This window comes from Streptomyces sp. NPDC101160 (genome assembly GCF_044768205.1).
Classification (GTDB): Bacteria; Actinomycetota; Actinomycetes; order Streptomycetales; family Streptomycetaceae; genus Streptomyces.
In genome coordinates this window covers 1-21,848 of record NZ_JBIWPJ010000002.1, presented here as the reverse complement: position 1 = coordinate 21,848, position 21,848 = coordinate 1, and the positions used below count along the sequence as shown (strand labels likewise).

The following is a 21,848-nucleotide window of genomic DNA, read 5'->3' as shown; positions in this document are numbered from 1 at the left end:
GGAGGGCGGCGCGGCCGGGGCCCGGGCCGTCAGGCCAGGGACTCCAGGACTCCCCGCCCGACCCCGTCGTCCGTGAGCAGGTCGTTGTGCTTCAGGCAGCCGGCCGGGCGGTTGTCGGCGCCGGCCAGCGGGACGCTGTCGTCGGGGTTGATCACCTCGCAGTTCGACCAGAAGGTGGTGTAGGCGACGGGGCCGGGCGTCTCGTCGCCCTCGGCGAGCCGCTTCTGCACCCAGCTGCCGGGGGTCATGTCCCGGCACGCCTGGTCCCACGGGGCGCAGGCCCAGGCGACGGTGGTGCCGTGGTCGGGTCCGGCGAGGGAGATCCAGTGGGCGACGGTGGTGGTGCCGCCGCCGTACTTCACGTACCAGCGGGTGGGCAGGCTGCCGAAGGAGTGGGCGACGATGTCGACCCGGTCGGCGCCGGTGCGGCGGCGCACGTCGTCCACGTACGCGGCGAAGCGCCCGGCGAGGACCTCGTTGACGGACTGGTGGGTGTCGTAGCCCCAGCGGAAGATCTCGTCGTCGCCGTATCCGGCGGCCCGGAGCCGCGCGTCGAGGCTTCCCCAGACGCCGGGGTCGGCGTTGTAGCCGTGGACGAGGATCACGGGCCGGTGGCCGGTGGCGGCCCGCGCCGGGGCGGTGCCGGGCCCGGCGAGCAGGGCGGTCCACGCGATCAGCAGGGCGAGGAGAGCGGTGGCTGAGCGGCGCATCGACGGGCCTCCAAGGCGGCCGATTTGACGGATGACGGAGTGTCAGACGCTCAACCCCGGGATGTTACCGCCGGAAACTCCCACGTCACACCCCCGTGTCCAGGACCACATGGGACCCCCCTGCCGCCCATCAGAGGGGACGGGTTAGCATTTGAGCACTGCCTAGCTCGATCGAGAGATGCTTTCTGTGACTGTCAACGAGGACTCGTTCACAAACTGGAAGAACCGCGAGGAGATCGCGGAGTCCATGATTCCGATCATCGGGAAGCTGCACCGGGAGCAGGACGTCACCGTCCTCCTGCACAGCCGCTCCCTGGTGAACAAGTCGGTGGTGAGCATTCTCAAGACCCACCGATTCGCCCGCCAGATCGACGGCGAGGAGCTGTCGGTCACCGAGACCATGCCGTTCCTGCAGGCGCTCACCACCCTCGACCTGGGCCCCTCCCAGATCGACATCGGCATGCTGGCCGCCGACTACAAGACGGACGACCGCGGCCTCTCGGTGGCGGACTTCACCGCCCAGGCCGTCGCGGGCGCCACCGGTGCCAACAAGATCGAGCGCGGCGAGGGCCGTGACGTCGTCCTGTACGGCTTCGGCCGCATCGGCCGGCTCGTCGCCCGCCTGCTCATCGAGAAGGCCGGCTCCGGCAACGGCCTGCGCCTGCGCGCCATCGTCGTCCGCGGCGGCGGCGACCAGGACCTGGTGAAGCGCGCCTCGCTGCTGCGCCGCGACTCGATCCACGGCCAGTTCCAGGGCACGATCACGGTCGACGAGGCGAACAGCTCGATCGTCGCCAACGGCAACACGATCCGCGTGATCTACGCCAACGACCCGTCCGAGGTCGACTACACGGCGTACGGCATCGACAACGCCATCCTGATCGACAACACCGGCAAGTGGCGCGACCGCGAGGGCCTGTCGAAGCACCTGCGTCCGGGCATCGACAAGGTCGTCCTGACCGCCCCGGGCAAGGGCGACGTCCCGAACATCGTGCACGGTGTCAACCACGACACGATCAAGCCGGACGAGCGCGTCCTGTCCTGCGCCTCCTGCACCACCAACGCGATCGTCCCGCCGCTCAAGGCCATGGACGACGAGTACGGCGTGCTGCGCGGTCACGTGGAGACCGTCCACTCGTTCACGAACGACCAGAACCTGCTGGACAACTACCACAAGGCCGACCGTCGCGGCCGCTCGGCGCCGCTCAACATGGTCATCACGGAGACGGGTGCCGCCTCCGCCGTGGCCAAGGCGCTGCCCGACCTGAAGGCGCCGATCACCGGCAGCTCGATCCGCGTCCCCGTCCCGGACGTCTCGATCGCCATCCTGAGCCTGCGCCTGGGCCGCGAGACCACCCGCGACGAGGTCCTCGAGTACCTCCGCGACGTCTCGCTGCACTCGCCGCTGAAGCGCCAGATCGACTTCACCACGGCTCCCGACGCGGTCTCCATGGACTTCGTCGGCTCGCGCCACGCGTCGATCGTGGACGCCGGCGCGACCAAGGTCGACGGCGACAACGCGATCCTGTACCTGTGGTACGACAACGAGTTCGGCTACTCGTGCCAGGTCATCCGGGTCGTCCAGCACGTCTCGGGCGTCGAGTACCCGACCTTCCCGGCCCCGGCGGTCTGAACCGCCCGGACCTGAGGACACCGACCGGACGGCGGTGGGGCCCTGCCCCGCCGCCGTCCGGCGTTTCCGGCCACCGGTGGTGGAGCGCGTCGATGTGGAAGACGTGTGCGTGCGCGGGCGCGTGTGCCCCCGCCCCGGCGAGGTGCGGATGGCCGGCGGGCAGTTCGGGGTGGGCGTGCGGCAGCGCCGCCGGGTCCGTACGGGGCCAGAGCCGGGCGGCGGCGAGCGCGGCGAGCAGCGCGAGGCCGCCGAGGACCGCCGCCGGGAGGACCGGGCCGGCGCCGCGCGAGACGAGCCGGCCGGCCAGCGGATACGTGAGCAGCCAGCAGGCGTGCGAGAGCGAGAAACGGGCGGCGAAGGCGGCCGGGAGGTCCGCCGGGTCGGCCGAGCGGCGCAGCAGCCGGCCGCTCGGGGTGAGCACCGCCGAGGTCGCCGCCCCGGCGAGCACCCACGCGCCGAGCAGCCCGGCCCAGGCCGCGGCGCCGCGCCCCGGGGTGAGCGCGAGGGCGAGGGCGCCGAGCACGACGGGCAGGGCGAACGCCCCGGTCAGCATCACGCGCCGCTCGTCGAGCCGGTCGAGCAGCCGGGGGAGCAGGAGCGCGACGCCCATCGAGCCCGCGCCGTACGCGCCGAGCGCGAGCGGCACGTCGCCCGCCGGGCGGCCGAGCGTGACCCGGACCAGGGTGACCGTGCCGACCAGGACCAGGGCGCCGGCCGCGGCCACCGCGAGATCGAGGGCGAGCAGGGCGCGCAGCCGTGGGGTGGCGAACATCAGCCGGGCGCCGAGCAGCACCCGGGAGCCGCGCCGTTCCCCGGGTCCGCGGGCGGGCTTCGGCAGGCGCAGGGTGAGGACGAGCAGCGCGGAGGCGAGGAAGCCCGCGGAGGTGCCGCTGAACAGCCAGGGGTACGGGACGAGGGCGAGCAGCGCGGCGGCGAGGGCCGGTGAGGCGAGGCTCTCCAGGTCGTAGGCGAGCCGGGAGAGCGAGAGGGCCTCGGTGTAGGCGCGTTCGCCGGGCAGCACGTCGGGGACGGTGGCCTGGAAGGCGGGCGTGAAGGTGGCGGAGGCGGCCTGGAGCAGCAGCACGAGGCCGTAGATCTGCCAGACCTCGGTGACGAACGGCAGCGAGAGGGCGATGCCCGCGCGCAGCAGGTCGAGCGAGACGAGCAGGGTGCGCCGGGGCAGCCGGGCGGCGAGGACTCCGGCGAGCGGGGCGAAGGCCACGTACGCGACCATCTTCAGCGCGAGCGCGGTGCCGAGCACGGCGGAGGCGTCCGCGCCCGCGAGGTCGTACGCGAGCAGCGACAGGGCGACGGTGGCGAGGCCCGTGCCGACGAGGGCGACGACCTGGGCCGCGAACAGGCGCCGGAAGGCGGGGGTGCGCAGCACGGAGAGCACGCTTCCACGGTAGCGGATGCGTGCATGGTTGCGCACATGTTGACGCGAGAGCCCTGGGCGCCGGGGGCGACCTGTGCCTGAGCCTGTGCCTGAGCCTGGACCTGAGCCTGCGCCTGGACCCGGGCCCGGGTCCGGGTCCGGGTCCAGGTCCGGGAGTCCGTCGGCTCAGTCGTGCCAGGGCTCGCCGCTCACCTCGTGGTCGGCGCGGTTGATCGCCTCGACGACGAGCCGCTTGAGGTGCCCGTCGGGCATCGCGTACACGACCCGCCGGCCGTCCTTGCAGGACTGGACGAGGCCGCCGATCCGCAGTTTGGCCAGATGCTGGCTGACGGCGGGGCGGGCGGCGCCGCACGCCTCGGTCAGGGCGGTCACGTCGGCCTCGCCCTTGGTGAGCAGCCACACGAGCTGGAGGCGGGTGGGGTCGGCGAGCAGCGCGAAGACGGCGGCGGCGGCCGCGAGTTCACGGGCCCCGGGGGTCCGCTCATGCGTTTGGGGTTCCGGCACCTCCTCATCGTAGGCAGCGGCGCGGAAGACCGGGGAACTCCCCGTCACCCTGCTACGTTCTACAGGCACGTAGAAGTTGATCGACGACGTCAGGAGTACATCGACATGGCCCTGTGGGACCGCATCAAGGAATCCGCGGCATCGATGCAGACCCAGCTGCTCGCGACCAAGAACGACCTGAAGAGCGGCGCCTTCCGCGACGCGAGCATGGCGATGTGCGCGCTCGTCGCGGCGGCCGACGGCACCGTCGACGCCTCCGAGCGCCGCCGGGTCGCCCAGCTCATCGCGACCAACGAGGTGTTGCAGAACTTCGACGCGGCGGATCTGCAGCGCCGCTTCGACGCCAATCTGGACAAGCTGGCCGCCGACTTCGACTTCGGCAAGGTCAGCGTGCTCCAGGAGATCGCCAAGGCGAAGAAGAAGCCGGCCGAGGCCCGCGCCGTCGTCCAGATCGGCATCGTCATCGGCGGCGCCGACGGCGACTTCGACAAGACCGAGCAGGGCGTGGTGCGCGAGGCGTGCTTCGCGCTCGACCTGCCGCCGCACGAGTTCGACCTGTAGGAGCCGGGGCTAAACGAGCGGTGTGGCCGCGTGCAGGACGAGGAGGAGCGTGACGGCCGAGTTCGCCGAGGAGAGCGCCGAGACGGTCGCGCCCGCCGCCGCGCCCCACACCGCGAGGCCCACCGCCGTGGACAGCGGCGGCCAGGCGAGGCCGGGTTCGGCGGGCTCGGGGCCGAGCAGGGCGGCGACCCGGCGCGGCACCGGGCCCGCTCCCCCGCCCGTGCTCCCGCCGGAGACGTGGGCCAGGGTGGCGGCGGCCGGTGCGGGCGCCGCGATCAGCGCCGCCCGGCCGATCGCGCGGGCGACCGTGCGACGGCTGCCGACGGCGCCGGCCGCTTCCTCGTCGGCCCAGCGCTCGGCGGTGTAGGAGACGGCGGTGCGCAGCGGGCGCAGGAACGGGTTGGCACGGGCGGCGAGTTCCACCGCGAGCAGATGGCGGTGGTGACGGCCGGTCAGATGGGCCCGCTCGTGCGCGAAGAGCGCCCGCCGTTCGGCGGGGCCGAGCGCGGCCAGCATCCCGGTGCTGACCACGACCCGGTCCACGACCCGGTCGCACCGGTCGCACGGGTCCACGACCCGGCCGCACCGGCCTCGCCGGTCCACGACCCGGTCACGCCGGTCGCACCGGTCTCGCCGGCCATGGCTGCCGCCGAGTCGGTGTCGGCGTCGGCCGGGCAGGGCGTAGGCGTACGGGGCGGGGTCGGGCAGCACCGCGACCGACCGCGCGCCCGGCAGCCCGGCGAGGGCCCGCTCGGCGCGGCGGCGCACCAGCAGGTGGCGGGCGACGGCGTGCAGACACGCGAGCACGACGGCGCCGAGGGCCGGGATGGCGGCACGCCCGGCGATCCCGTCGTACGGGACCGCGGCCCGTACCTCCGGGTCGGACCAGCCGTCGGGCAGCGGGTTGCCGGGGAGCTGCGCGGTGCCGACGACCATGAGCAGGGCGAGGCAGAGGGTGCTGCAGAGCGCGAGCACGACGGCGAAGCCCGTGAGCAGCCGGGTGGCGGCGCGCGGGTGCAGCCGGTGCTCGGCGAGCCGGGCGACGGGCCAGGCGCTGAGCGGGAGCAGCAGCGGAAGGAAGACGAAGACTCCCATGACCGCTAGTCTCCGCCCTCCCTCCGGCCGTCCGTTCTCGCTTCGGCCGCCGCTTCGGCATCGTCGGCGAGGAGTTCCCGCAGCAGTCGCTCGTCGTGGGGCGGGAGGGCGGTGACGAAGCTGGCGAGGACGGCCTTGCGGTCGGCCTCGGCGTCCAGGACCTTGCGCATGCGCAGCGCGGCGAGTCCGGCCTCGTCGGCGACGGCGGTCCAGACGAAGGAGCGTCCGGCGCGTTCGCGGGCGACGGCGCCCTTGCCGTGCAGCCGGGTGAGGATGGTGATGACGGTGGTGTAGGCGAGGTCGCCGCCGAGGCCCTCCTGGACCCAGACGACGGGCACGGGGCCGGGTGCGTTCTTCAGTACGGCGAGGACCTGAGCCTCCAGTTCGCCCTGGCCGCGCCTGCGCGGGGCGGACTCCGTCCCGTCCGAGCCGCTTCGATCCGTCACGCCGCCGTCCTCTCCCGTCCGGCCCCCATCGTACTCACCGGCCGCGCGCCGGACCTCGGCTGAGCAAGCGCTTGGTTGCGGTGCTCACAGGGGCGCTGCGAGACTGACGGCCGCATGTCCGACGCCCACCTGGAGGAGCGAAGTGTCAGAGTCACACGCCGTCGGCCTGAAGGTCGGTCAGGTGCTGCGCGAGCGGCGGACCATCACGGACGCGGACGTCGCCGCCTTCGCCGAGCTCAGCGGGGACCACGGCCGGCACCATCTGCCCGACCAGGGGCGGGTGATGGCCCACGGGCTCCTCACCGCCTCGCTCGCCACGAAGATCGGCGGACGGCTCGACTTCATCGCGCGCCGGATGGCCTGGGAGTTCCTGCGGCCGGTCTGGTCGGGCGACACGATCACGGCTGAGGTGACCGTCCGGGCGTTGAGCGAGGTCCGCGCGGGGACGGGCCTGGAGCTCGACATCGAGATCAGCAACCAGGACGGGGAGCCGGTGCTGCGCGGCGAGAGCACCGGCATCATCCGGCACTGAACGGTGAGCGGAAAGGTGCCACGGCGCGTCCGCCGCCTCGGGGCCCGGTCGGGGGTGTGGGTCCGGGGAGGTCACGGATGTGCCGTGGCACCGGTTCAGGGGGGGCGGTCAGCCCGCGAGGCGCGGGTTCGCCGCCACGACGGGAGCCGCGGGGGCCACAGGGGTCACGGGGGCCACGGAGGTCACGGGAGTCACCGCGGCCGAAGGGGCTCCGGAGGCCGCGGGAGCCGCGGGGGCCGTGCACTCGGTGTCGAGCCGTGGGACGAGGCAGGCCAGGGCGGTGGCCTGGCGCAGGGTCTCGGCCAGGTTCTCCCAGTCGAGCGCCGGCCGGTCGTCGGTGCGCGCCGAGATCATGCAGGCGTTCCAGCGCATCCGGGGGACGCCGGGCAGCGGGCGCAGTCCGGTGGCCTCGTTCGGAGAGGAGGCCAGGGCCATCGGGAGCATCGCGCAGCCGAGCCCGGACTGGGCGGCGGCGCGGACCCCGGCCATGGAGCCGAGTTCGTGGATCTCGGGCGGCACGTCGGAGCGCAGCCTGAGGAATTCCGGCAGCCAGCGCTGCGAGGGACAGTCGGGGTCGGCGATGACGACCTGACGGCCGACGGAGGTGCCGCCGAGCCGCGAGCCACCGGTGACGGGCACGAACTCGACGTCCTGGAGCCGGGTTTCGGTGAGGTCGTCGGGGCGTTCGGCGCGCGGCTGCTCGGCCGCGATCCCGGTCGCGCCGGAGGGGTCGTCGGCGTCGGCGACGGTGAGCACGAGGGCGCCGTCGATGGTGCCGGCCCGGAAGGCGTCGTGGATCTCGCCGGTGCCCATGACGCGCAGGGCGAGCTGGACGCCGGAGAGCAGCCGGCGGCCGATGTGGGTGAGGCGGGCGAGCTGCTGGCCGTAGGCGAGCGCGGGCACGATGCCGACGGTCATCCGCGGCGGGTTGGCGGCGGGCCGCCGCAGGGTGACCTCCAACTCCCCGACGAGCGTGAGGATCTGGCGGGCGTAGTCGCACAGGACGATGCCGGTGCGGGTGAGCCGTACGCCGCTGGGAAGCCGTTCGAAGACGGGCTCCCCCACCTGCCGTTCCAGGGCGCGCATCTGCGCCGTGACGCTGGACTGCGAGTACCCGAGGCGGCGGGCCGCCTGTGTGAAGGACCCGGTGAGGGTCACCTCACGGAAGGTTCTCAGGGTTCTTGCGTCGATGTCCACGTGTTCAACCCCCTTGCCGCCCCCCGGCGGCAGATGGCACTGGACGGCAGGTCACACCGCCCGAATCGATCGCCCCAGTCGGTCGTAGCACCACAGGGGTGCCGGACGCTGCGTCGCTTCCGGCACCCCTGCTCGGCCGCGGAGGACTCTACTCGGCGAGCTGGGCCGGGACCAACGGAAAGTCCAGATCCGGCTGCGCAACGTGATTGAAGAAGTTCGACAGCACGTTGAGCGCCACGTGGCCGACGATCTCGGCCAGTTCGGCGTCCGTGACGCCGGCGGCGCGGGCGTCGGCGAGGGCGGCGTCGGTGACGCGGCCGCCGCTCTCCATGATGGCGCCGGTGATGCGCAGGACCTGGTCCATGTGCGGGTCGCCGGCGTCCTGACCCCGGCGGGTGGCGAGCAGTTCCTGCTCGCTCAGGCCGACCTTGCCGCCGCGCAGGGTGTGCGCGGAGACGCAGTACGTGCAGTCGTTGCGCTGCGCGATGTAGAGCGCGAGCTGCTCGCGCTGCCGGGCGCTGAAGCTGCCGCCGACCAGGGCGTCGCGCATGGCGAGGTAACCGCGCAGGGCGGCCGGGCCGTTGGCGAGGGCGGCGTACAGGTTGGGCAGCTTGCCGAGCTGCTTGAGGGTGCCTTCGAGCAGCTCGCGCTGCTCCTCGTCGGCGGTCTCGACGGTCAGCTGGGTGAGGCGGGGCATGACGCTCTCCTTGAGCCGGATCAACATGGAACTGATCGGTACCATCAAGACGGTACCGATCGGTTCCGTCCCACGCAACGGGAAGGCGTCACTCCATTCAGCATTTCGGCACCGAGTGGTACCGTTCGGTATGGCCACGAACGCGAAGGAACGGCTCCTCAGCGCCGCGGAACGTCTTTTCTACGAAGAGGGCATCCGGGCCGTCGGGATCGAGCGCATCCTGTCCGAGTCCGGAGTGGGCCGCGCCTCCTTCTACCGGCACTTCCCCAGCAAGGACGACGTGGTCGTCGAGGTGCTGCGGCGCCGCGACGGCATGTGGCGGGCCTGGCTCGACGGCCGGATCGAGGCGAGCGAGCGCAGACCCGAGGAACTGCCGCTCGCCCTCTTCGACGGACTCGCCGAGCGCTTCGCCGCCGCGGACTTCCGCGGCTGCGCCTTCATCAACACCATGGTTGAGACGGCCGATCCGGAGAGCCCGGCCCACCATGTGGCGGCCGAGCACAAGGAGAAGGTCATCGCCCGCCTCGACAGCCTCCTCACCGAGGGCGGCTACCGCGACCACGAGACCCTCGCCCGCCAGCTCGCCCTGCTCGGCGACGGCGCCATCGTCACGGCCCTGCGCGAGGGCACCACGGAGGCGGCCGTGCGCGCCCGCGCGGTGGCGACGGTGCTGCTCCAGTGCGCCGAACGCGACCCGGTGACGGCTGCCTGAAGCGTCCGGCACCATCGCCGTACCGCAGAGGCCGTACGTACGAGCGGGCCCGGCCGACATGCCGTCGGCCGGGCCCGCTCCCATGGTCCGCCGAGCCGCCTCAGGCGACCGCCCCGCCGCCCGGGCGCAGCGCGCCGCGCCGCACCTTGCCCGAGCGGGTCCGGGGCAGGCTCGGCACCAGGTCGACCCCGCGCGGCACGAAGACCGGGGCGAGCCGGCGGGTCGCGAGGTCGATCAACTCCTGGGCGAGCAGGCTCGGTTCATAGGCACGGGCGGCCTCCACCACGGCGTACGGGGCGAGGCCGCCGCGCTCGTCCGGGCAGGGGATCACCGCCGCGTCGGCGACCGCCGGATGGGTGCGCAGGACCGCCTCGATCTCCATCGGGGAGACGCGGTGCCCGTACGACTTGAAGACCTCGTCCATCCGGCCGAGCAGCCGGATCGACCCGTCGGCGCACCGCTCGCCCCGGTCCCCCGTCCGGTAGAGACCGCCGGCGAAGGCCGCCTTCGTGCGGTCCGGCCGGTCGGCGTAGCCGCGCATCAGACCGGGCGGACGCTCCGTCAGGTCCACGCACACCTCGCCGGATTCGCCGAGCTCCCCGGTCTCCGGGTCGCGCAGCACGATCCGGTAGCCGGGCAGCGGATGGCCGAGCGGGGAGTCGGCGGCCGGGGTTTCCGGGGCCCGGCCGATCAGGGCGGTGGCCTCGGTCTGGCCGTAGCCGTCCCGGACCCGCACGCCCCACGCCTGCTCGATCCGGTCCGTCACCTCGGCCGTCAGCGGCTCGCCGGCCGCCGTCGCCTCCCGCAGCCGCGGCGCGCCCCGGCCCCCGGTCACGTACGGCAGCATCGCCCGCCACGCGCTCGGCGGCGCGCACAGGCTGCTGATCCGCTGAACGGCGAGCACCCCGGGCAGCAGCGCCGCCGGGATGCCGCCGTCGGGCGGGGCGACGACCGTGGCGCCGGCCGTCCACGGGACGAAGAAGCTGGACCAGGAGTGCTTGGCCCAGCCCGGCGCCGACAGGTTGAGGTGCCGGTCGCCCGGGCGCAGCCCGCTCCAGTACAGGCTGGACAGGTGCCCGACCCCGTATCCGGCGTGGGAGTGCTCGACCAGCTTCGGCAGCGAGGTGGTGCCCGAGGTGAAGTAGCAGAACGAGGGATCGGCGGCGCGGCTCGGGCCGTCCGGGAGGTACGGGCGGCGCCGGGCCGCGTCGCGGGTGTCGGGGTACGGGAGCCAGCCCGGCCGCTGTCCGGCCCCGGGCGCCATCCGCACCCCCGGAACCGCCAACTCGTCCAGCATGTCGATGAGTTCGGGTGCGCAGACGACGTGCCGGATGGCGCCGCGGCCGATCCGGTCGGCGGCCTCGTCCCGGGTGAGGTCCTGGTAGCCGGGGACCACGACCGCGCCCAGCTTGATGCAGCCGAGCAGGGTCTCCCACAGCTCCACCCGGGTGCCGAGCAGGATCAGCACCCGGTCGCCCCGCGCCACCCCCGCCGCCGCCAGACCGGCCGCCAACTCGTCGGACCGGGCCGCGAGTTCGGCGAAGGTGACCCGGTCGGCGACCGGGACCGTGCCGTCCGTGGCCGGGTGGCCGAGGATCTCCAGGGCAGTGCGCTCATTGCCCTCGGCGACCACGTCGAACCACTCCAGGGCCCAGTTGAAGTGCCCGGCCCGCGGCCACCGGAACGCGGCCGTGGCCGCCTCCCGGTCGCCGCGCAGCCGGAGCAGCAGATCCCGCGCGGCCCGGTACTCCTCGTGGGCGGCGGTCCGCCGGTGCTCCGCGTACCCGGCCGGCCGCCGCTCCGGCACCGCACCTGCCGCCGGCACCGCACCTCCCGCGATCATCGCGCCTCCCGCGCTCGTCTCGTGGCCCGTCATCCCGCCGCTCCGGCCAGCGCCCCGGCGATGGCGTCGGCGTCCCGGGTGAAGGAGCCCCAGGTGCCGGGCCGGCCGCTGCCGACCTGGGTGAACCAGCGGGTGTGCTCGCTGGGGATGCCGATCACATGGACGGAGGTGTCCGGCGCGCCGTCCGCGCCGACCACATGGAACGGGGAGTCCGTGCAGTCGATCCCGCCGGTCATGAACTCGCCCGTCCCGTCGGCCGTGTTCGTGAACGGCCGGATCATCCCGTCGGCGACCATGCCCCGGATCAGCGGATCGCGGTCCGCGGTCACGTCGGTCGTCGGCTGCCGGGCGTCGAGCAGCACGTCGAGCGCCGTCCAGGAGTTCTCCACCTGCGCCGACTCCACCGTGAACCGGCCCTCGACCGGGTCGGTGCCGAACCGGGCGCCGGGGCCCACCGGTTCGAGCACCCCGGCGGCGAGCAGAGCCAGGAACTGCTCGGAGCGGGCGAGCGGCGGACCGGTCGACACCATCGCGGCCACCGGACTGAACGCGCCGACGAACCAGCGGTGCGACGCGGGGGTGAGCCCGCCGAAGTCCACCAGGTCGCGGATGGTCTGCCGGACGTCCCGCAGCACGTCCGCCGCCGCCTTCACCGGCCCGTCCGCGTTCCCGAGCCGGGCGTCGCCCAGATCTGCGCGCAGCCACTCGGTGAGCACCTTCTGGAACTCGGCCGGCGAGCCGAACCTGCGACCCTCGAACGGCCGGGCCAGCGAGGTCAGTTCGGTCAGCGGCCGCGGATCCACCCGGTAGCCCGCGGCCAGCCCCCGCAGCAGGTCGAGGTCGGGCGCGAGCGCCAGCGCCTCCTCCGCCCGGCCGGTGAACTCGGCGGCCGCGTCCGGCCCGTGGACCTGCCGGATCCGGGTCGCCAGGAGCACCACGTTCACCTCGGCGAGCAGCCAGGGCAGCACCGTCCGCTCGAAGTCGAGCGGAGCGTGTTCGGCGCGCAGCCGGGCCATCCGCGCGGGCGTGAACAGGACGGGCCAGTAACGGTGTTCGGGCCCCTTCTGGTTGATCCCGCGGGTCAGCAGCGGCACACCGGCGCGCGAGCCCGCGAGGATCCGCGGCTCCTTCCCGCTCGGCAGGTAGAGCAGCCCGTCCCCGCCCTCGGTGAACGCGCCGCCGCGCCCCAGAGTCAGCTCCGCGACGACGTCGTAGAAGGTCAGGCCCATCCCGATGACGCCCACCCGGGCGCCGGCCGGGATGTCCGCGAGCGGCATCGCGTTGGCCGAGCCGCCCGTCACGTACCGCAACGGCCGGGCCGCGGTCGTGTGCGTACGGGCGAAGCGCAGCCACTCCCGCTGCTGCCGGTCCGGCTCGTTGACCGGATGCCCGGTGGCGAGCACGATCCGGTCCACGGTGAGCACGTCGCCGCGGTCGAGCCGCAGCCGGTACGACTCGTCGGCCGCGCTCCGCTCGGCGCAGATCACCTTCGCCGGGACCCGGTGCACCGTGAGGCACGGCGGCAGGGTCTCCTCGACGCGCTCCATCACGTACGACAGGTACTGCCCGTACACCACCCGCGGCGCGTACCCCTGCGGCTCGGCGTGCGCGGGGTCGTGCTCCGCCCACCACTCGCCGAGCGAGGGCCCCGCGCCCGGCCGGTGCGGTCCCTCGTCCGCCGGGCCGGAGAACATGGTGACCTCCTGCGCCGCGGTGTTCATCAGGAACCACGGCGACTGGTCGGTGCGCCAGATCCGTCCGGCCCCCGCCTCGTACGGATCGATCGCGTACACCTCCATCCGGCGCGCGGGCGGCCGTTCGGCGCACCGGGCGGCGAGCCGCTCCAGGACGGACAGGCCGCGCGGGCCCATGCCGACGAACGCGATCCGCAGCGGCTCGGCGACCGGGTCGGCCAGGCACTTCGGTGTCCTGAGCGGCGCGGGCTCGGGCGGCGGGGCGCTCTCCGCGGCCAGGTCGTGCTCGCGGGCGACCCGGCCGAGCATCCCGGACAGCTGGCGCGAGGTCATCGGGGTGGTCCTCCGGCTGGTGGTGAGCAGCGGCAGCGCCCCCAGATCGGTCCACTGGAGCCGCCCGTCCGGGGCGACCGCGGAACGGGCGTCGCCCCGGTTGTCCGGGTGCAGACAGAACGGCACGTCGAGCAGCCCCCGGTCGAAGGCCTTGCGGATCGCCGCCCCCAGGTCGTCCGAGAGCGCCAGGACCGCGCCGACCAGGGCCCGGGCCTCGCCGAGGATCTCCTCGGTGTCCCCGGCCTGCGGGCCCGCGGCCCGCAGCCGGGCGCGCGCCGCGCGGGCCGCGTCGGCGGCCACGCTCAGCGCCGTCAGGTTCTCCGCGACCGTCGGGATGCGGTGCGCCTCCGTCTCGGTCTTCACGATCAGCCGCTGCGCCCCGCCGTGCACGGCGAGTTCGGCGCTGCGGCGCAGCAGCAGCCGGGCGCCGGGGACGGTGCGCGGATAGACGCCCATGTACGTGTAGAGCACGATGTGCCGGTCGACGCCGGCCGGGAGCAGCTCGTCGGCGAGCAGCCGCAGCGCGGCGAGGGCGCCCGCGTCCTGGGCGGCGTGGGTCTGCTGGGCGTACGACAGCGACACGCTGGTCGCGCCGTTCGCCGCGAAGAAGAGGCACTCCAGGACGGAGACCGCGACCAGCATCGACGGCGGGCACAGCTGGCCGAGCAGACAGCCGCCGAAGGACTCCAGGTGCGCCCGGCGGCCGTTGGCCCGGCTCTCCTCGGTGAGGAACTGCACGGAGTCCCGCCAGGCGGCGACGGCTTCGGCGAGCGGGGTGCGGCCGTAGGGCAGGCAGTACGAGACGGGGCCGCCCTCGCTGGCGGTGAGCCCGGCGGCCGCCATCGTCCGGAAGATGGCCATCGGGTCGGCCGAGCCGTGCCGGACCTGCACCGGCGTGCGGCGCCCGGCGGCCGCGGCCACCCGGGCGGCGGTCTTCGGGCCGTGGCTGACGATCGGGAAGCCGTTGAGCGGCCGGCCCGTGCGCAGGGCGGCGGTGGCGGCGGCGTGGTCGCCGACGCGGGTGTAGCTGTCGATGGTGAGCGTCGCGACGGTCCGCTCCGGGAGCGCGGCGACGGCCGCGACACCGGCGGCCATGCCCTCCGGGGACACCATGCCCATCCGGGGCTGCACGACGAGCTCACCGGCCGCGGCGGACTCCTGGACGAACGCGCCGAGGTCGCCGGGCGGAGCCTGGGAGAGCGGTTGCGGGGACGAGTGCGGGAGCGGAGGCAGTCCGGAAAGGGTCATGCCGCGGCCCGCCCGGTACACGCGCCTCTCGCCCCGGCCCGTTCGCCGAGCCGCCCGAGGTGCGTGAGCAGCGCGGTGGGCGCCGTGCCATCCGCGTACACCTCGTCGTACCCGGCGGCCAGCAGTTCCGCGCGCCGCTCCTCGGCCCCGTCCGGCGAGATGCCGAGGAGTCCGCCGATCACCATCGGGATCCCCCGCGTGTCCTCGTCCGCGCGCAGCGCGCGGGCGGCCCGCAGTCCGTCCTGGTGCCCGTGTCCGTTGACGGACGACAGCACGACGAGGTCGGGGCTGGTCATCCGCGCGGTGTCGACGAGCAGCCGCTCGGGCACGCACGGCCCCAGGTTGAGCACCGAGTGCCCGTGCTCCTCCAGGAACAGCTGGAGGTGCACCAGATTCCACGTGTGCGCGTCGGACGAACCGGTGGTGAGCAGGACCCGGCGGGAGGGCTCGGGACTGTGCATGCGTTGCATGGCGTGTCTCCAGTGACGGTGCGGATGCGTATACGGATGCGACAAGGGGGGAGCCGCCCGGGGGCGGTGGCGCGGGAAGGGTGCGACGGTCGGTCGCGGGCCGGCGGGGCGGACGGTGGCGCGGCCGGTGAGGGGGCCGGGCGACGGCCGGCGGCGGTGCGCGCACGAGACGCGGAAAGAAGGGGCGCCGAAGAGGGGGCGCGGTGGAGGGGCGCGCGCCTGGAACTCGTCCACCCGCACGGAAGGCGGTACGGGCCGGGGGGGTGGGGCCCGGCAGGAGGCCGGGCCCCGGGCGTCAGGCGGCGGGCGCGCCCGCGCCCACGCCTGTGGTGATCTCGCCCGCGACGGGCGTGCGCGCGGCGGCCGGGCGGGCGCGGACGGCGAGGACGGTGCAGCCGGTGGCGCTGGACATCTGGTGGCGGGTGCCGGGCTCCTCGATGACGAGGTCGCCGCGGTGGAAGCGGCGCCCGTCGCTGTGGTCGAGGGTGCCGTCGAGGACGAGCATCAGCTCGTGGCCCAGGTGCTCGTGGAAGTCGCCGTGCGCGCCCGGCGGGAAGCGGAGCAGGAGGGACGCGGAGTCCTCCTCGCCCGCGTGGCCGGGGCCCCACAGGACGACGAACTCGACGCCCTCGCGCCCGGGTTCGGTCCACGGCACCCAGGGCAGCTCGGTCTGCTCGAAGCCGTCGCGCAGGACATCGCGGTAGATGGTGACGTCAGGCACGGGCGGTGACCTCCGATGCGGCGGCGGCGCGCTGGGGAACGACGGACGGGATGGGGTCGGGGCCCCACGGCTGCGGGCCCTTGACGATGGGCGCGCCGATCAGGGAGCCGAACTCCCGCCACGCGCCGTCGTAGTTGCGCACGTCCTTCATGCCGAGCAGCTCGTGCAGCACGAACCAGCTGTGTGCGGAGCGCCAGCCGACCCGGCAGTAGACGACGGTGGCGACGTCCGTGCGCAGCCCGCCGTACGCGGCCCTGAGCTCGTCGTCGTCGCGGAAGGTGCCGTCGGCGTGGACGGCGGTGTGCCAGGGGATGTGCTCGGCGGACAGCGCGTGGCCGCAGCGGACGCCGATGTCGTCGGGGACGCCGGGCGGGGTGTTGGTGTGCCCGAGGTACTCCTCGATCGACCGTACGTCGAGCAGCGTGCGCCGCCCGATGTGGTCGAGCAGGTCGTCGCGGCGGGCCCGGACGGACTCGTCGGCGCCGGCCGGCACGGGGTACTCGGTCGCGGGCCGCCGGGGCGCCTCCGTGGTGAGCTCCCCGCCGATCGCCTCCCAGCGGGCGCGCCCGCCGTCGAGGAGGCGCAGTTCCCGGTGCCCGTACAGGCGGAACTGCCAATAGCCCGCCGCCGCCCACCAGTTGTTGTTGCCGCTGTAGAAGACGAGGGTGTCGTCGGGCGAGATGCCGTGCCGGCCGAGGAGGGCGGCGAAGGCCTCGGGGCCGACGAGGTCCCGGCGTACCGGGTCCTGGAGGTCGCCGCTCCAGTCGAGGCGTACGGCTCCGGGGATCCGGCCGGCCCGGCCGCCGCCGTCGTTGCCGCCGTCGGTGATCTCGACGAGGACCAGGCCGGGCAGCCGGTCCGCCGGGTTCGCGAGGTGGGCCTGTATCCGGTCGGTGCTGACGAGCAGGGAGTCGCGGTTCATCGGGTTCACCACCAGTACGTCGGGTATGTGGCGATCACGCCGGCCTTGGAGGCGATCAGGCCGACCAGGACACAGAGCACGCTGCCGATCGCAAGGAGGACGAGGAAGGGGACGACGGCCGGGTGCTGGAGCACCACGACGGCGGCGGTGGCGGCGGCCGGGGCGTGGATCGCGCGCAGCAGCAGCATCAGTCCGACGGAGAGGCCGGCGGCGACGGCCGCGACCCACAGGTTGTGGCCGACGAAGGCGGCGGCGACGAGGCCGATGACGGCGGAGCCGAGCTGGCCGAGGACGACGTTGCGGGGCTGGGCGGGCGGCAGTGCCGGGGTGCTGCAGATGATCATCGCGGTGGCGGCGAGCGGGGCGATGAAGAGCAGCTGGCCGGTGGCCTGGCCGAGCGCCACGAGGACGACCAGGGACACGATGGTGGCGAGCGTGCCGAGCAGCGCCGGCTTGGCGCCGGGGAAGGGCGGGGCGCCGCTGCCGCCCTTGCGCGCGGCGGCCTGCGGCGAACCGGCTTGCGACGCACCGGCCTGCGGCGGGTTCTGCGCCGGAGACGGGGGCTGGGTGGTCTGGTTGCTCACGGCTTGTCTCCTCAGTGCGCGCCGTTGAAGTAACACATGGCCTTGCGGTGCACGACCTGGCCGATCTGGTGGCCCATCTCGATCCCGGGCTCGTTGTCGAAGCTCCAGTGCATGCCGCCGTACACCCGGGAGATGCCGGCCTGGTGGGCGGCCTCGGTGAAGGTGGGCCAGGTGAGCACGACGTCGTCGTGCGGGGTGAGGCCGGGCTCGACGGTCGAGGTGCCGGCCCGGAAGCGGAAGGAGTCGCCGAAGGCGTCGGTGCCGGTGAAGCGGCGCAGGAACTCGGCGGCGGCGCCGGAGAAGGTGCTGTGGCCCGAGACGGTCGCGGGGAACGGCGGCACGGCGACGTACGCCTGCCAGTCGACGCCGTCGAGGGTGACGGTGCCCTTGCCGGGGCCGCCCCAGGCGCTGATCCGCCGGCCGCGCCGGTCGTACGGGACCAGGGTGGAGGGGCGCGCGAAGTCGTACTGCGCCTTGACCGCCCAGGAGCCGATGGCGGCGTCGCACTCGGCCATGTTGAGGCCGAAGAACAGCTTGGCGTCCTCGTCGATGCCGTAGCCGTCGCGGGCCGAGACGAAGCGGCCCCACATCTGCTGGGCGCCGGGCGGGGTGACGTCGTCGTTGAGCCAGAACTCGGCGATGCACTTCTGCTCGTCCGTCAGACCGGCGCTGATGTCGAGGGCTTCCTCGATGGCGGCGGTCATCCGGACGGAGGGGTACGCGGGCGGCGCGGCGACCGTGAACTGGTCGGGGCTGCTGAGCGCGAACGGCTGCATCACCGCGAACTGCGGCGTGAGGTACTTCTGGGTCTTGCCGCCGACGATCAGCGGGCTCCAGTGCTCGGGCGCGACGACGATCGACGGGTCGAAGGCGCCGGCGGTCTGCGGCGGGTTCTTCGGCTGGTAGCCGGTGGTGTCGGAGTACGCGGGGGTGCCGAGCTGGTTGGCGCCGTCGGCATGCCGGTAGTCGAGGACGGCCTGCGCGGTGCGCCGGCCGATCCAGGCGGGGCTGTAGCGGCGCGGGCCGGTGAGCTCGGGGTCGTAGCCGAGGCTGCTCAGCATCGAGTCGATGGCGACCTTGTACTCGGGGTAGAGGTCGAGCAGCGCGAGGTGGGCGGCGTAGCTGACGGCCTCGTTCTTGTTGTCGAGGGTGCGCTCGCCGCGGGGGCGGCGCAGGGCGCCGCCGAAGCGGGTGCCGGAGGCGACGCGGTCGTAACAGGCCCAGGCGTCGTAGATGCAGTTGTGGACGACGGCGAGCGCGCGGGCGTTGACGGTCGCGGGGCCGAAGCGGTTTCCGGCGGTGTGGTAGCGGCCGAGTATGGCGTCCATGGTGGCCTGGTTCCAGCGGACCACGACGCTCGGCTCGGCGACGACGCCGGGGGCGCGGCGGCCGGTGCGGGTCTCCGCCTCGAACCGGGTGAGCGGGGTGGACGCCCAGGCCGCGCCGCCGCCGGCGGTGACGAGCGCGAAGGCGCCGGCCGCGGCGGCGGAGGCGGTGAGCACCCGCCGCCGGGTGAGCGGCGCGGCGGCCGCGGGGGTGGTCGGGGCGGGGGACACGGGTCGCTGAGACATCCCTGGTTTCCTTCGCGTGCGGTGCGGGGCAGGAGTGGATCGCGGATCAAACAGAAGCTCGAACTGTCCCCAGGCTGGCGAGATTTGATCGCGTGGGGCAACGGCTATCGGCTTCCTTCATCGGAGGCATGCAAGGAAGCGATGGGCATCGCCGTGGCCACGGGCGAGTGGCTAGCGTGATGCGCAACCAGGCGCTGCCGGTCTCCCGGCGAGTGGGTACGCCGTGCCGTGAGGGGACGGCACCCGGTCCCGGCCCCCGGAGCGGCGGCACGCGCCGGGGGCCGTGCCGTGACCGACCCCCGGACGCGGGTACGTGCGTCACGTGCCGTGCGGGCCGCCCGCACGGGCCCGACGCGGCACCGGCGTACGGGGCGTTGTACGGCCCGGCGACACGGCACCGGCGACGGGTCGTACGTGCAAACCCGGCGCCACACCGGCGTACAGGCCGTACGTACGGCCTGTCGCTGTAGCGGCGCAAAGGTCGTGCGACGCCGGCCCGGCGTACAGGTTGTACGCACGGCCCCGGCGCCACACCGGCGTGCAGGCCGTACGTGCAGGCCCGGCGCCGGCGCACCCGCCGTACGTACGACCCTGCGCCGCACCGGCGCACAAGGCGTGCGAACGCCGGCCCTGCGCCGCGCCGGCGTGCAGGTCACACGTACGACCCCGGCGCCGCGCCGGCGTACCGCCGCAGCGCCACCGTGTCACCCGGTCACCCCGGCCACCCCGGCCGCCCCGTTTCGGGCGGACGCCGCGGGCCGCCGGCCGCCGGACCGCTCCGCCCGGGCGCGCGTCCGGGCCGCACCCCTCGTCCGATCCGCACCGATCCGTTTGGAGTGGCCGCCATGACCGTTTCCTCACCCCCGCGCCCGTCCCGTACGCCCGTCCCGCCCGCCCTGCGGCCCGCCGCCGGCGCCGGCCTCTTCGACCGGCTGGCCCCGCGCCTGCACCGCTACGGCCTGCTCGGGCTGCGCTGGGGCCTGGGCGGGGTCTTCGTCTGGTTCGGCGTCCTGAAGGTGATCGGCCGGAGCCCGGCCGCGCAGCTGGTCGTCGACGTGATCCCGTTCGACACGGGCGGCTGGTTCGTCCCGGCGCTCGGCTGGATCGAGGTCCTCTTCGGCGTCTGGCTGATATCGGCCCGCGCCCGCGCGGCCCTGTTCCCGCTCCTGGCCGGCCACCTCCTCGGCACCTTCTCGGTCCTCGTCCTCACCCCGCACGCCGCCTTCGACCACGCCAACCCGCTGCTCCTGACGATGATCGGCGAGTTCGTGGCGAAGAACCTGGTCCTGCTCGCCGCCGCGGTCGTGGTCACGACCCAGCCCCGCCCCACGCCCTGACCCGCCCACCCTCCGCCGCACTCCCCCGCACGTCCGCGCGCCGCGACCTGACGGATGTCAGGCCGCGGCGTTCCAGTCCCGGGGCAGCGGCGCCGCGCACACCGCGCACGCGTACTCCTCGTCGCGTACGAGATTGAGCGCCGCGCAGGCGGGCTCGGCGCAGCGCCGGAAGACCACCGCGTGCGTGAGGCGCCCTGGGTGCGCGAGCCCGGCCGCGTCGAGCGCCGCGGCCACCGAGGGCCAGCACTCGGGGTCGGGGGCGTACCCGGTCGACAGGTTGCTGACCTCGACGGCGCTCCAGTCCCCGGCCGCGTCCCGCGCCCAGCTGATCTCCCCCGCCGCCAGGACCTCGCCGCGTCCGGCGCAGGCGACGTGCTCGGAGCGCCGGGGCGCGAGCCGCAGCAGGCCGTCCCGGTCGACGACGTAGGTGAAGGGCTCGGCCAGATCGGCCGCGGTCTGCTCGGCGGTCCAGGCCCGCAGGTCGGCGGCGGTCGCGATGGCCAGCCCAGCCGGGCCGTCCGCGGCGGCGTGCCAGAGCTCGCGCGGGCCGACGTACCCGTAGCGGCGCGGCCCCGCGGTGGCGATCACGAGACGGGGACGGAGGCTCCTCACCCCCGGCCCGGTGAGCCAGACGCGTACGGCGTGCGGCGGGTCGACGAACTCCAGGTGGGGCCGCAGCGGTCGGTCGAGGCGTTCGACGGTGAGATCCCCGCCGTCGAAGCGGTCCCCCGGGCGCACCACTCCCGCCACGCAGCGCGCGACGCAGCGCGTCCCGTCCGGTCCGGTCTCCTCGATGTCATGGATCTGGAGCCGGCCGGGCTCCTCGGCGTTCCCCCTGTGGCCCATGTCAGCACCCTAGCCACTAGCATCATGGCACTGAGTGTGTTTTGCTGAGGGTACTCAGTGCCAAACTGCCACAAGCATTGCTAGGGGAGCCCAGAACCATGGCCAAGGACTTCGACCTGTATCGCCTGTCGGAGGAGCACGAGATGCTCCGGGAGACGGTCCGTTCGCTGGCGGAGGCGAAGATCACGCCGTTCGCCGCCGCGGTGGACGAGGAGGCCCGGTTCCCCCAGGAGGCCCTGGACGCGCTGGTCGCGGCCGACCTGCACGCCGTGCACGTCCCCGAGACCTACGGCGGTGCGGGTGCCGACGCGCTGGCGACCGTGCTGGTGATCGAGGAGGTCGCCCGCGCCTGCGTCTCCTCCTCCCTGATCCCGGCCGTGAACAAGCTCGGCTCGCTGCCGGTGATCCTGTCGGGCTCGGAGGAGCTCAAGCACAAGTACCTGGCCCCGCTCGCCAAGGGCGACGCGATGTTCTCCTACTGCCTGTCCGAGCCCGACGCGGGCTCCGACGCGGCCGGCATGAAGACCCGCGCCGTGCGCGACGGCGACCACTGGATCCTCAACGGCGTGAAGCGGTGGATCACCAACGCCGGCGTGTCGGAGTACTACACCGTCATGGCCGTCACCGACCCCGACAAGCGCTCCAAGGGCATCTCCGCCTTCGTCGTGGAGAAGTCCGACGAGGGCGTGTCCTTCGGCGCGCCGGAGAAGAAGCTCGGCATCAAGGGCTCCCCCACCCGCGAGGTCTACCTCGACAACGTCCGCATCCCCGCCGACCGCATGATCGGCGCCGAGGG

Annotated in this window: 21 protein-coding genes; 6 read left to right on the top strand and 15 right to left on the bottom strand. The window is 74.1% G+C overall.

What is annotated here, in order from left to right:
* Nucleotides 1–29 precede the first annotated feature (29 nt).
* Nucleotides 30–710 carry an esterase/lipase family protein gene (locus tag ACIRSU_RS05665; RefSeq protein WP_403789432.1) on the bottom strand — a complete coding sequence of 227 codons (681 nt, stop codon included), beginning with the start codon at nt 708–710 and terminating at the stop codon, nt 30–32.
* 187 nt (nt 711–897) lie between these two features.
* Here ACIRSU_RS05665 and ACIRSU_RS05660 point away from each other — a divergent pair, with 187 nt between their 5' ends.
* A complete protein-coding gene (locus tag ACIRSU_RS05660) occupies nt 898–2,343 on the top strand; it encodes a glyceraldehyde-3-phosphate dehydrogenase (protein WP_403790176.1) in 1,446 nt (481 codons plus the stop codon).
* Here ACIRSU_RS05660 and ACIRSU_RS05655 read toward each other — a convergent pair.
* Together ACIRSU_RS05655 and ACIRSU_RS05650 are read right to left on the bottom strand one after the other, a co-directional pair.
* A complete protein-coding gene (locus ACIRSU_RS05655; protein WP_403789431.1) occupies nt 2,279–3,739 on the bottom strand; it encodes an MFS transporter in 1,461 nt (486 codons plus the stop codon). The two genes, ACIRSU_RS05660 and ACIRSU_RS05655, sit on opposite strands and share 65 nt — an antisense overlap.
* Nucleotides 3,740–3,904: 165 nt before the next feature.
* Nucleotides 3,905–4,243 (bottom strand): ArsR/SmtB family transcription factor, encoded by a 339-nt coding sequence (locus tag ACIRSU_RS05650; RefSeq protein ID WP_403789430.1) that lies wholly within the window; start codon nt 4,241–4,243, stop codon nt 3,905–3,907.
* Nucleotides 4,244–4,348: 105 nt separating this feature from the next.
* On the opposite strand from ACIRSU_RS05650, the gene ACIRSU_RS05645 reads away from it, so the two are divergent.
* Nucleotides 4,349–4,804 carry a tellurite resistance TerB family protein gene (locus ACIRSU_RS05645; protein ID WP_403789429.1) on the top strand — a complete coding sequence of 152 codons (456 nt, stop codon included), beginning with the start codon at nt 4,349–4,351 and terminating at the stop codon, nt 4,802–4,804.
* Between the two features lie 9 nt (nt 4,805–4,813).
* Here ACIRSU_RS05645 and ACIRSU_RS05640 read toward each other — a convergent pair whose 3' ends face one another.
* Together ACIRSU_RS05640 and ACIRSU_RS05635 are read right to left on the bottom strand one after the other, a co-directional pair.
* Nucleotides 4,814–5,899 (bottom strand): M48 family metalloprotease, encoded by a 1,086-nt coding sequence (locus ACIRSU_RS05640; protein ID WP_403789428.1) that lies wholly within the window; start codon nt 5,897–5,899, stop codon nt 4,814–4,816.
* Nucleotides 5,900–5,904: 5 nt separating this feature from the next.
* Nucleotides 5,905–6,345: a BlaI/MecI/CopY family transcriptional regulator gene (locus ACIRSU_RS05635; protein ID WP_403789427.1), complete on the bottom strand. Its 441-nt coding sequence runs from the start codon at nt 6,343–6,345 to the stop codon at nt 5,905–5,907.
* Nucleotides 6,346–6,487: 142 nt separating this feature from the next.
* On the opposite strand from ACIRSU_RS05635, the gene ACIRSU_RS05630 reads away from it, so the two are divergent.
* Complete coding sequence (locus tag ACIRSU_RS05630; RefSeq protein ID WP_403789426.1) at nt 6,488–6,877, top strand: hypothetical protein; 390 nt, start codon at nt 6,488–6,490, stop codon at nt 6,875–6,877.
* A 108-nt stretch (nt 6,878–6,985) separates the two neighbouring features.
* Here ACIRSU_RS05630 and ACIRSU_RS05625 read toward each other — a convergent pair whose 3' ends face one another.
* Together ACIRSU_RS05625 and ACIRSU_RS05620 are read right to left on the bottom strand one after the other, a co-directional pair.
* Nucleotides 6,986–8,074, bottom strand: a complete 1,089-nt coding sequence (locus tag ACIRSU_RS05625) for a LysR family transcriptional regulator (RefSeq protein WP_403789425.1) — start codon at nt 8,072–8,074, stop codon at nt 6,986–6,988.
* A 148-nt stretch (nt 8,075–8,222) separates the two neighbouring features.
* Nucleotides 8,223–8,771 (bottom strand): carboxymuconolactone decarboxylase family protein, encoded by a 549-nt coding sequence (locus tag ACIRSU_RS05620; protein WP_403789424.1) that lies wholly within the window; start codon nt 8,769–8,771, stop codon nt 8,223–8,225.
* A 130-nt stretch (nt 8,772–8,901) separates the two neighbouring features.
* Between ACIRSU_RS05620 and ACIRSU_RS05615 the strand changes: the two genes are divergently transcribed.
* On the top strand, nt 8,902–9,483 hold the full coding sequence (locus ACIRSU_RS05615) for a TetR/AcrR family transcriptional regulator (RefSeq protein WP_403789423.1): 582 nt from the start codon (nt 8,902–8,904) through the stop codon (nt 9,481–9,483).
* Nucleotides 9,484–9,583: 100 nt separating this feature from the next.
* On the opposite strand, the gene ACIRSU_RS05610 is transcribed toward ACIRSU_RS05615, so the two are convergent.
* The 7 genes from ACIRSU_RS05610 to ACIRSU_RS05580 all read right to left on the bottom strand — a co-directional run bounded on the left by ACIRSU_RS05610 (nt 9,584) and on the right by ACIRSU_RS05580 (nt 18,869).
* Nucleotides 9,584–11,359 carry an acyl-CoA synthetase gene (locus ACIRSU_RS05610; RefSeq protein ID WP_403789422.1) on the bottom strand — a complete coding sequence of 592 codons (1,776 nt, stop codon included), beginning with the start codon at nt 11,357–11,359 and terminating at the stop codon, nt 9,584–9,586.
* On the bottom strand, nt 11,356–14,601 hold the full coding sequence (locus ACIRSU_RS05605) for an FAD/NAD(P)-binding protein (protein ID WP_403789421.1): 3,246 nt from the start codon (nt 14,599–14,601) through the stop codon (nt 11,356–11,358). Before ACIRSU_RS05605 ends, ACIRSU_RS05610 begins: the two co-directional genes overlap by 4 nt.
* Nucleotides 14,598–15,071: a cobalamin B12-binding domain-containing protein gene (locus ACIRSU_RS05600; protein ID WP_403789420.1), complete on the bottom strand. Its 474-nt coding sequence runs from the start codon at nt 15,069–15,071 to the stop codon at nt 14,598–14,600. Before ACIRSU_RS05600 ends, ACIRSU_RS05605 begins: the two co-directional genes overlap by 4 nt.
* 295 nt (nt 15,072–15,366) lie before the next feature.
* Entirely contained in the window at nt 15,367–15,792 is a 426-nt protein-coding gene (locus tag ACIRSU_RS05595; protein ID WP_403789419.1) for a cupin domain-containing protein, read from the bottom strand.
* Nucleotides 15,785–16,714 carry a sulfurtransferase gene (locus tag ACIRSU_RS05590; protein WP_403789418.1) on the bottom strand — a complete coding sequence of 310 codons (930 nt, stop codon included), beginning with the start codon at nt 16,712–16,714 and terminating at the stop codon, nt 15,785–15,787. The genes ACIRSU_RS05595 and ACIRSU_RS05590 overlap by 8 nt, the downstream gene beginning before the upstream one ends.
* Nucleotides 16,715–16,719: 5 nt before the next feature.
* Nucleotides 16,720–17,298: an HPP family protein gene (locus ACIRSU_RS05585; RefSeq protein ID WP_403789417.1), complete on the bottom strand. Its 579-nt coding sequence runs from the start codon at nt 17,296–17,298 to the stop codon at nt 16,720–16,722.
* A gap of 11 nt (nt 17,299–17,309) precedes the next feature.
* Nucleotides 17,310–18,869 carry a vanadium-dependent haloperoxidase gene (locus ACIRSU_RS05580; RefSeq protein ID WP_403789416.1) on the bottom strand — a complete coding sequence of 520 codons (1,560 nt, stop codon included), beginning with the start codon at nt 18,867–18,869 and terminating at the stop codon, nt 17,310–17,312.
* Nucleotides 18,870–19,714: 845 nt separating this feature from the next.
* Between ACIRSU_RS05580 and ACIRSU_RS05575 the strand changes: the two genes are divergently transcribed.
* Nucleotides 19,715–20,206 (top strand): hypothetical protein, encoded by a 492-nt coding sequence (locus tag ACIRSU_RS05575; RefSeq protein ID WP_403789415.1) that lies wholly within the window; start codon nt 19,715–19,717, stop codon nt 20,204–20,206.
* Between the two features lie 57 nt (nt 20,207–20,263).
* Here the strand turns inward: ACIRSU_RS05575 and ACIRSU_RS05570 are convergent, their stop codons facing one another.
* Nucleotides 20,264–21,052 carry a hypothetical protein gene (locus ACIRSU_RS05570; RefSeq protein ID WP_403789414.1) on the bottom strand — a complete coding sequence of 263 codons (789 nt, stop codon included), beginning with the start codon at nt 21,050–21,052 and terminating at the stop codon, nt 20,264–20,266.
* Between the two features lie 98 nt (nt 21,053–21,150).
* Between ACIRSU_RS05570 and ACIRSU_RS05565 the strand changes: the two genes are divergently transcribed.
* Nucleotides 21,151–21,848 (top strand): acyl-CoA dehydrogenase family protein (locus ACIRSU_RS05565; RefSeq protein WP_403789413.1); only part of this gene is annotated, 698 nt, incomplete at its 3' end.

Bases quoted from the DNA above. Each gene is read 5' to 3' on its own strand.
- ACIRSU_RS05580 (WP_403789416.1), bottom strand. From the start codon at position 18,869: ATGTCTCAGCGACCCGTGTCCCCCGCCCCGACCACCCCCGCGGCCGCC.
- ACIRSU_RS05640 (WP_403789428.1), bottom strand. From the start codon at position 5,899: ATGGGAGTCTTCGTCTTCCTTCCGCTGCTGCTCCCGCTCAGCGCCTGG.
- ACIRSU_RS05590 (WP_403789418.1), bottom strand. From the start codon at position 16,714: ATGAACCGCGACTCCCTGCTCGTCAGCACCGACCGGATACAGGCCCAC.
- ACIRSU_RS05645 (WP_403789429.1), top strand. From the start codon at position 4,349: ATGGCCCTGTGGGACCGCATCAAGGAATCCGCGGCATCGATGCAGACC.
- ACIRSU_RS05620 (WP_403789424.1), bottom strand. From the start codon at position 8,771: ATGCCCCGCCTCACCCAGCTGACCGTCGAGACCGCCGACGAGGAGCAG.
- ACIRSU_RS05570 (WP_403789414.1), bottom strand. From the start codon at position 21,052: ATGGGCCACAGGGGGAACGCCGAGGAGCCCGGCCGGCTCCAGATCCAT.
- ACIRSU_RS05665 (WP_403789432.1), bottom strand. From the start codon at position 710: ATGCGCCGCTCAGCCACCGCTCTCCTCGCCCTGCTGATCGCGTGGACC.
- ACIRSU_RS05610 (WP_403789422.1), bottom strand. From the start codon at position 11,359: ATGACGGGCCACGAGACGAGCGCGGGAGGCGCGATGATCGCGGGAGGT.
- ACIRSU_RS05615 (WP_403789423.1), top strand. From the start codon at position 8,902: ATGGCCACGAACGCGAAGGAACGGCTCCTCAGCGCCGCGGAACGTCTT.
- ACIRSU_RS05575 (WP_403789415.1), top strand. From the start codon at position 19,715: ATGACCGTTTCCTCACCCCCGCGCCCGTCCCGTACGCCCGTCCCGCCC.
- ACIRSU_RS05605 (WP_403789421.1), bottom strand. From the start codon at position 14,601: ATGACCCTTTCCGGACTGCCTCCGCTCCCGCACTCGTCCCCGCAACCG.
- ACIRSU_RS05600 (WP_403789420.1), bottom strand. From the start codon at position 15,071: ATGCAACGCATGCACAGTCCCGAGCCCTCCCGCCGGGTCCTGCTCACC.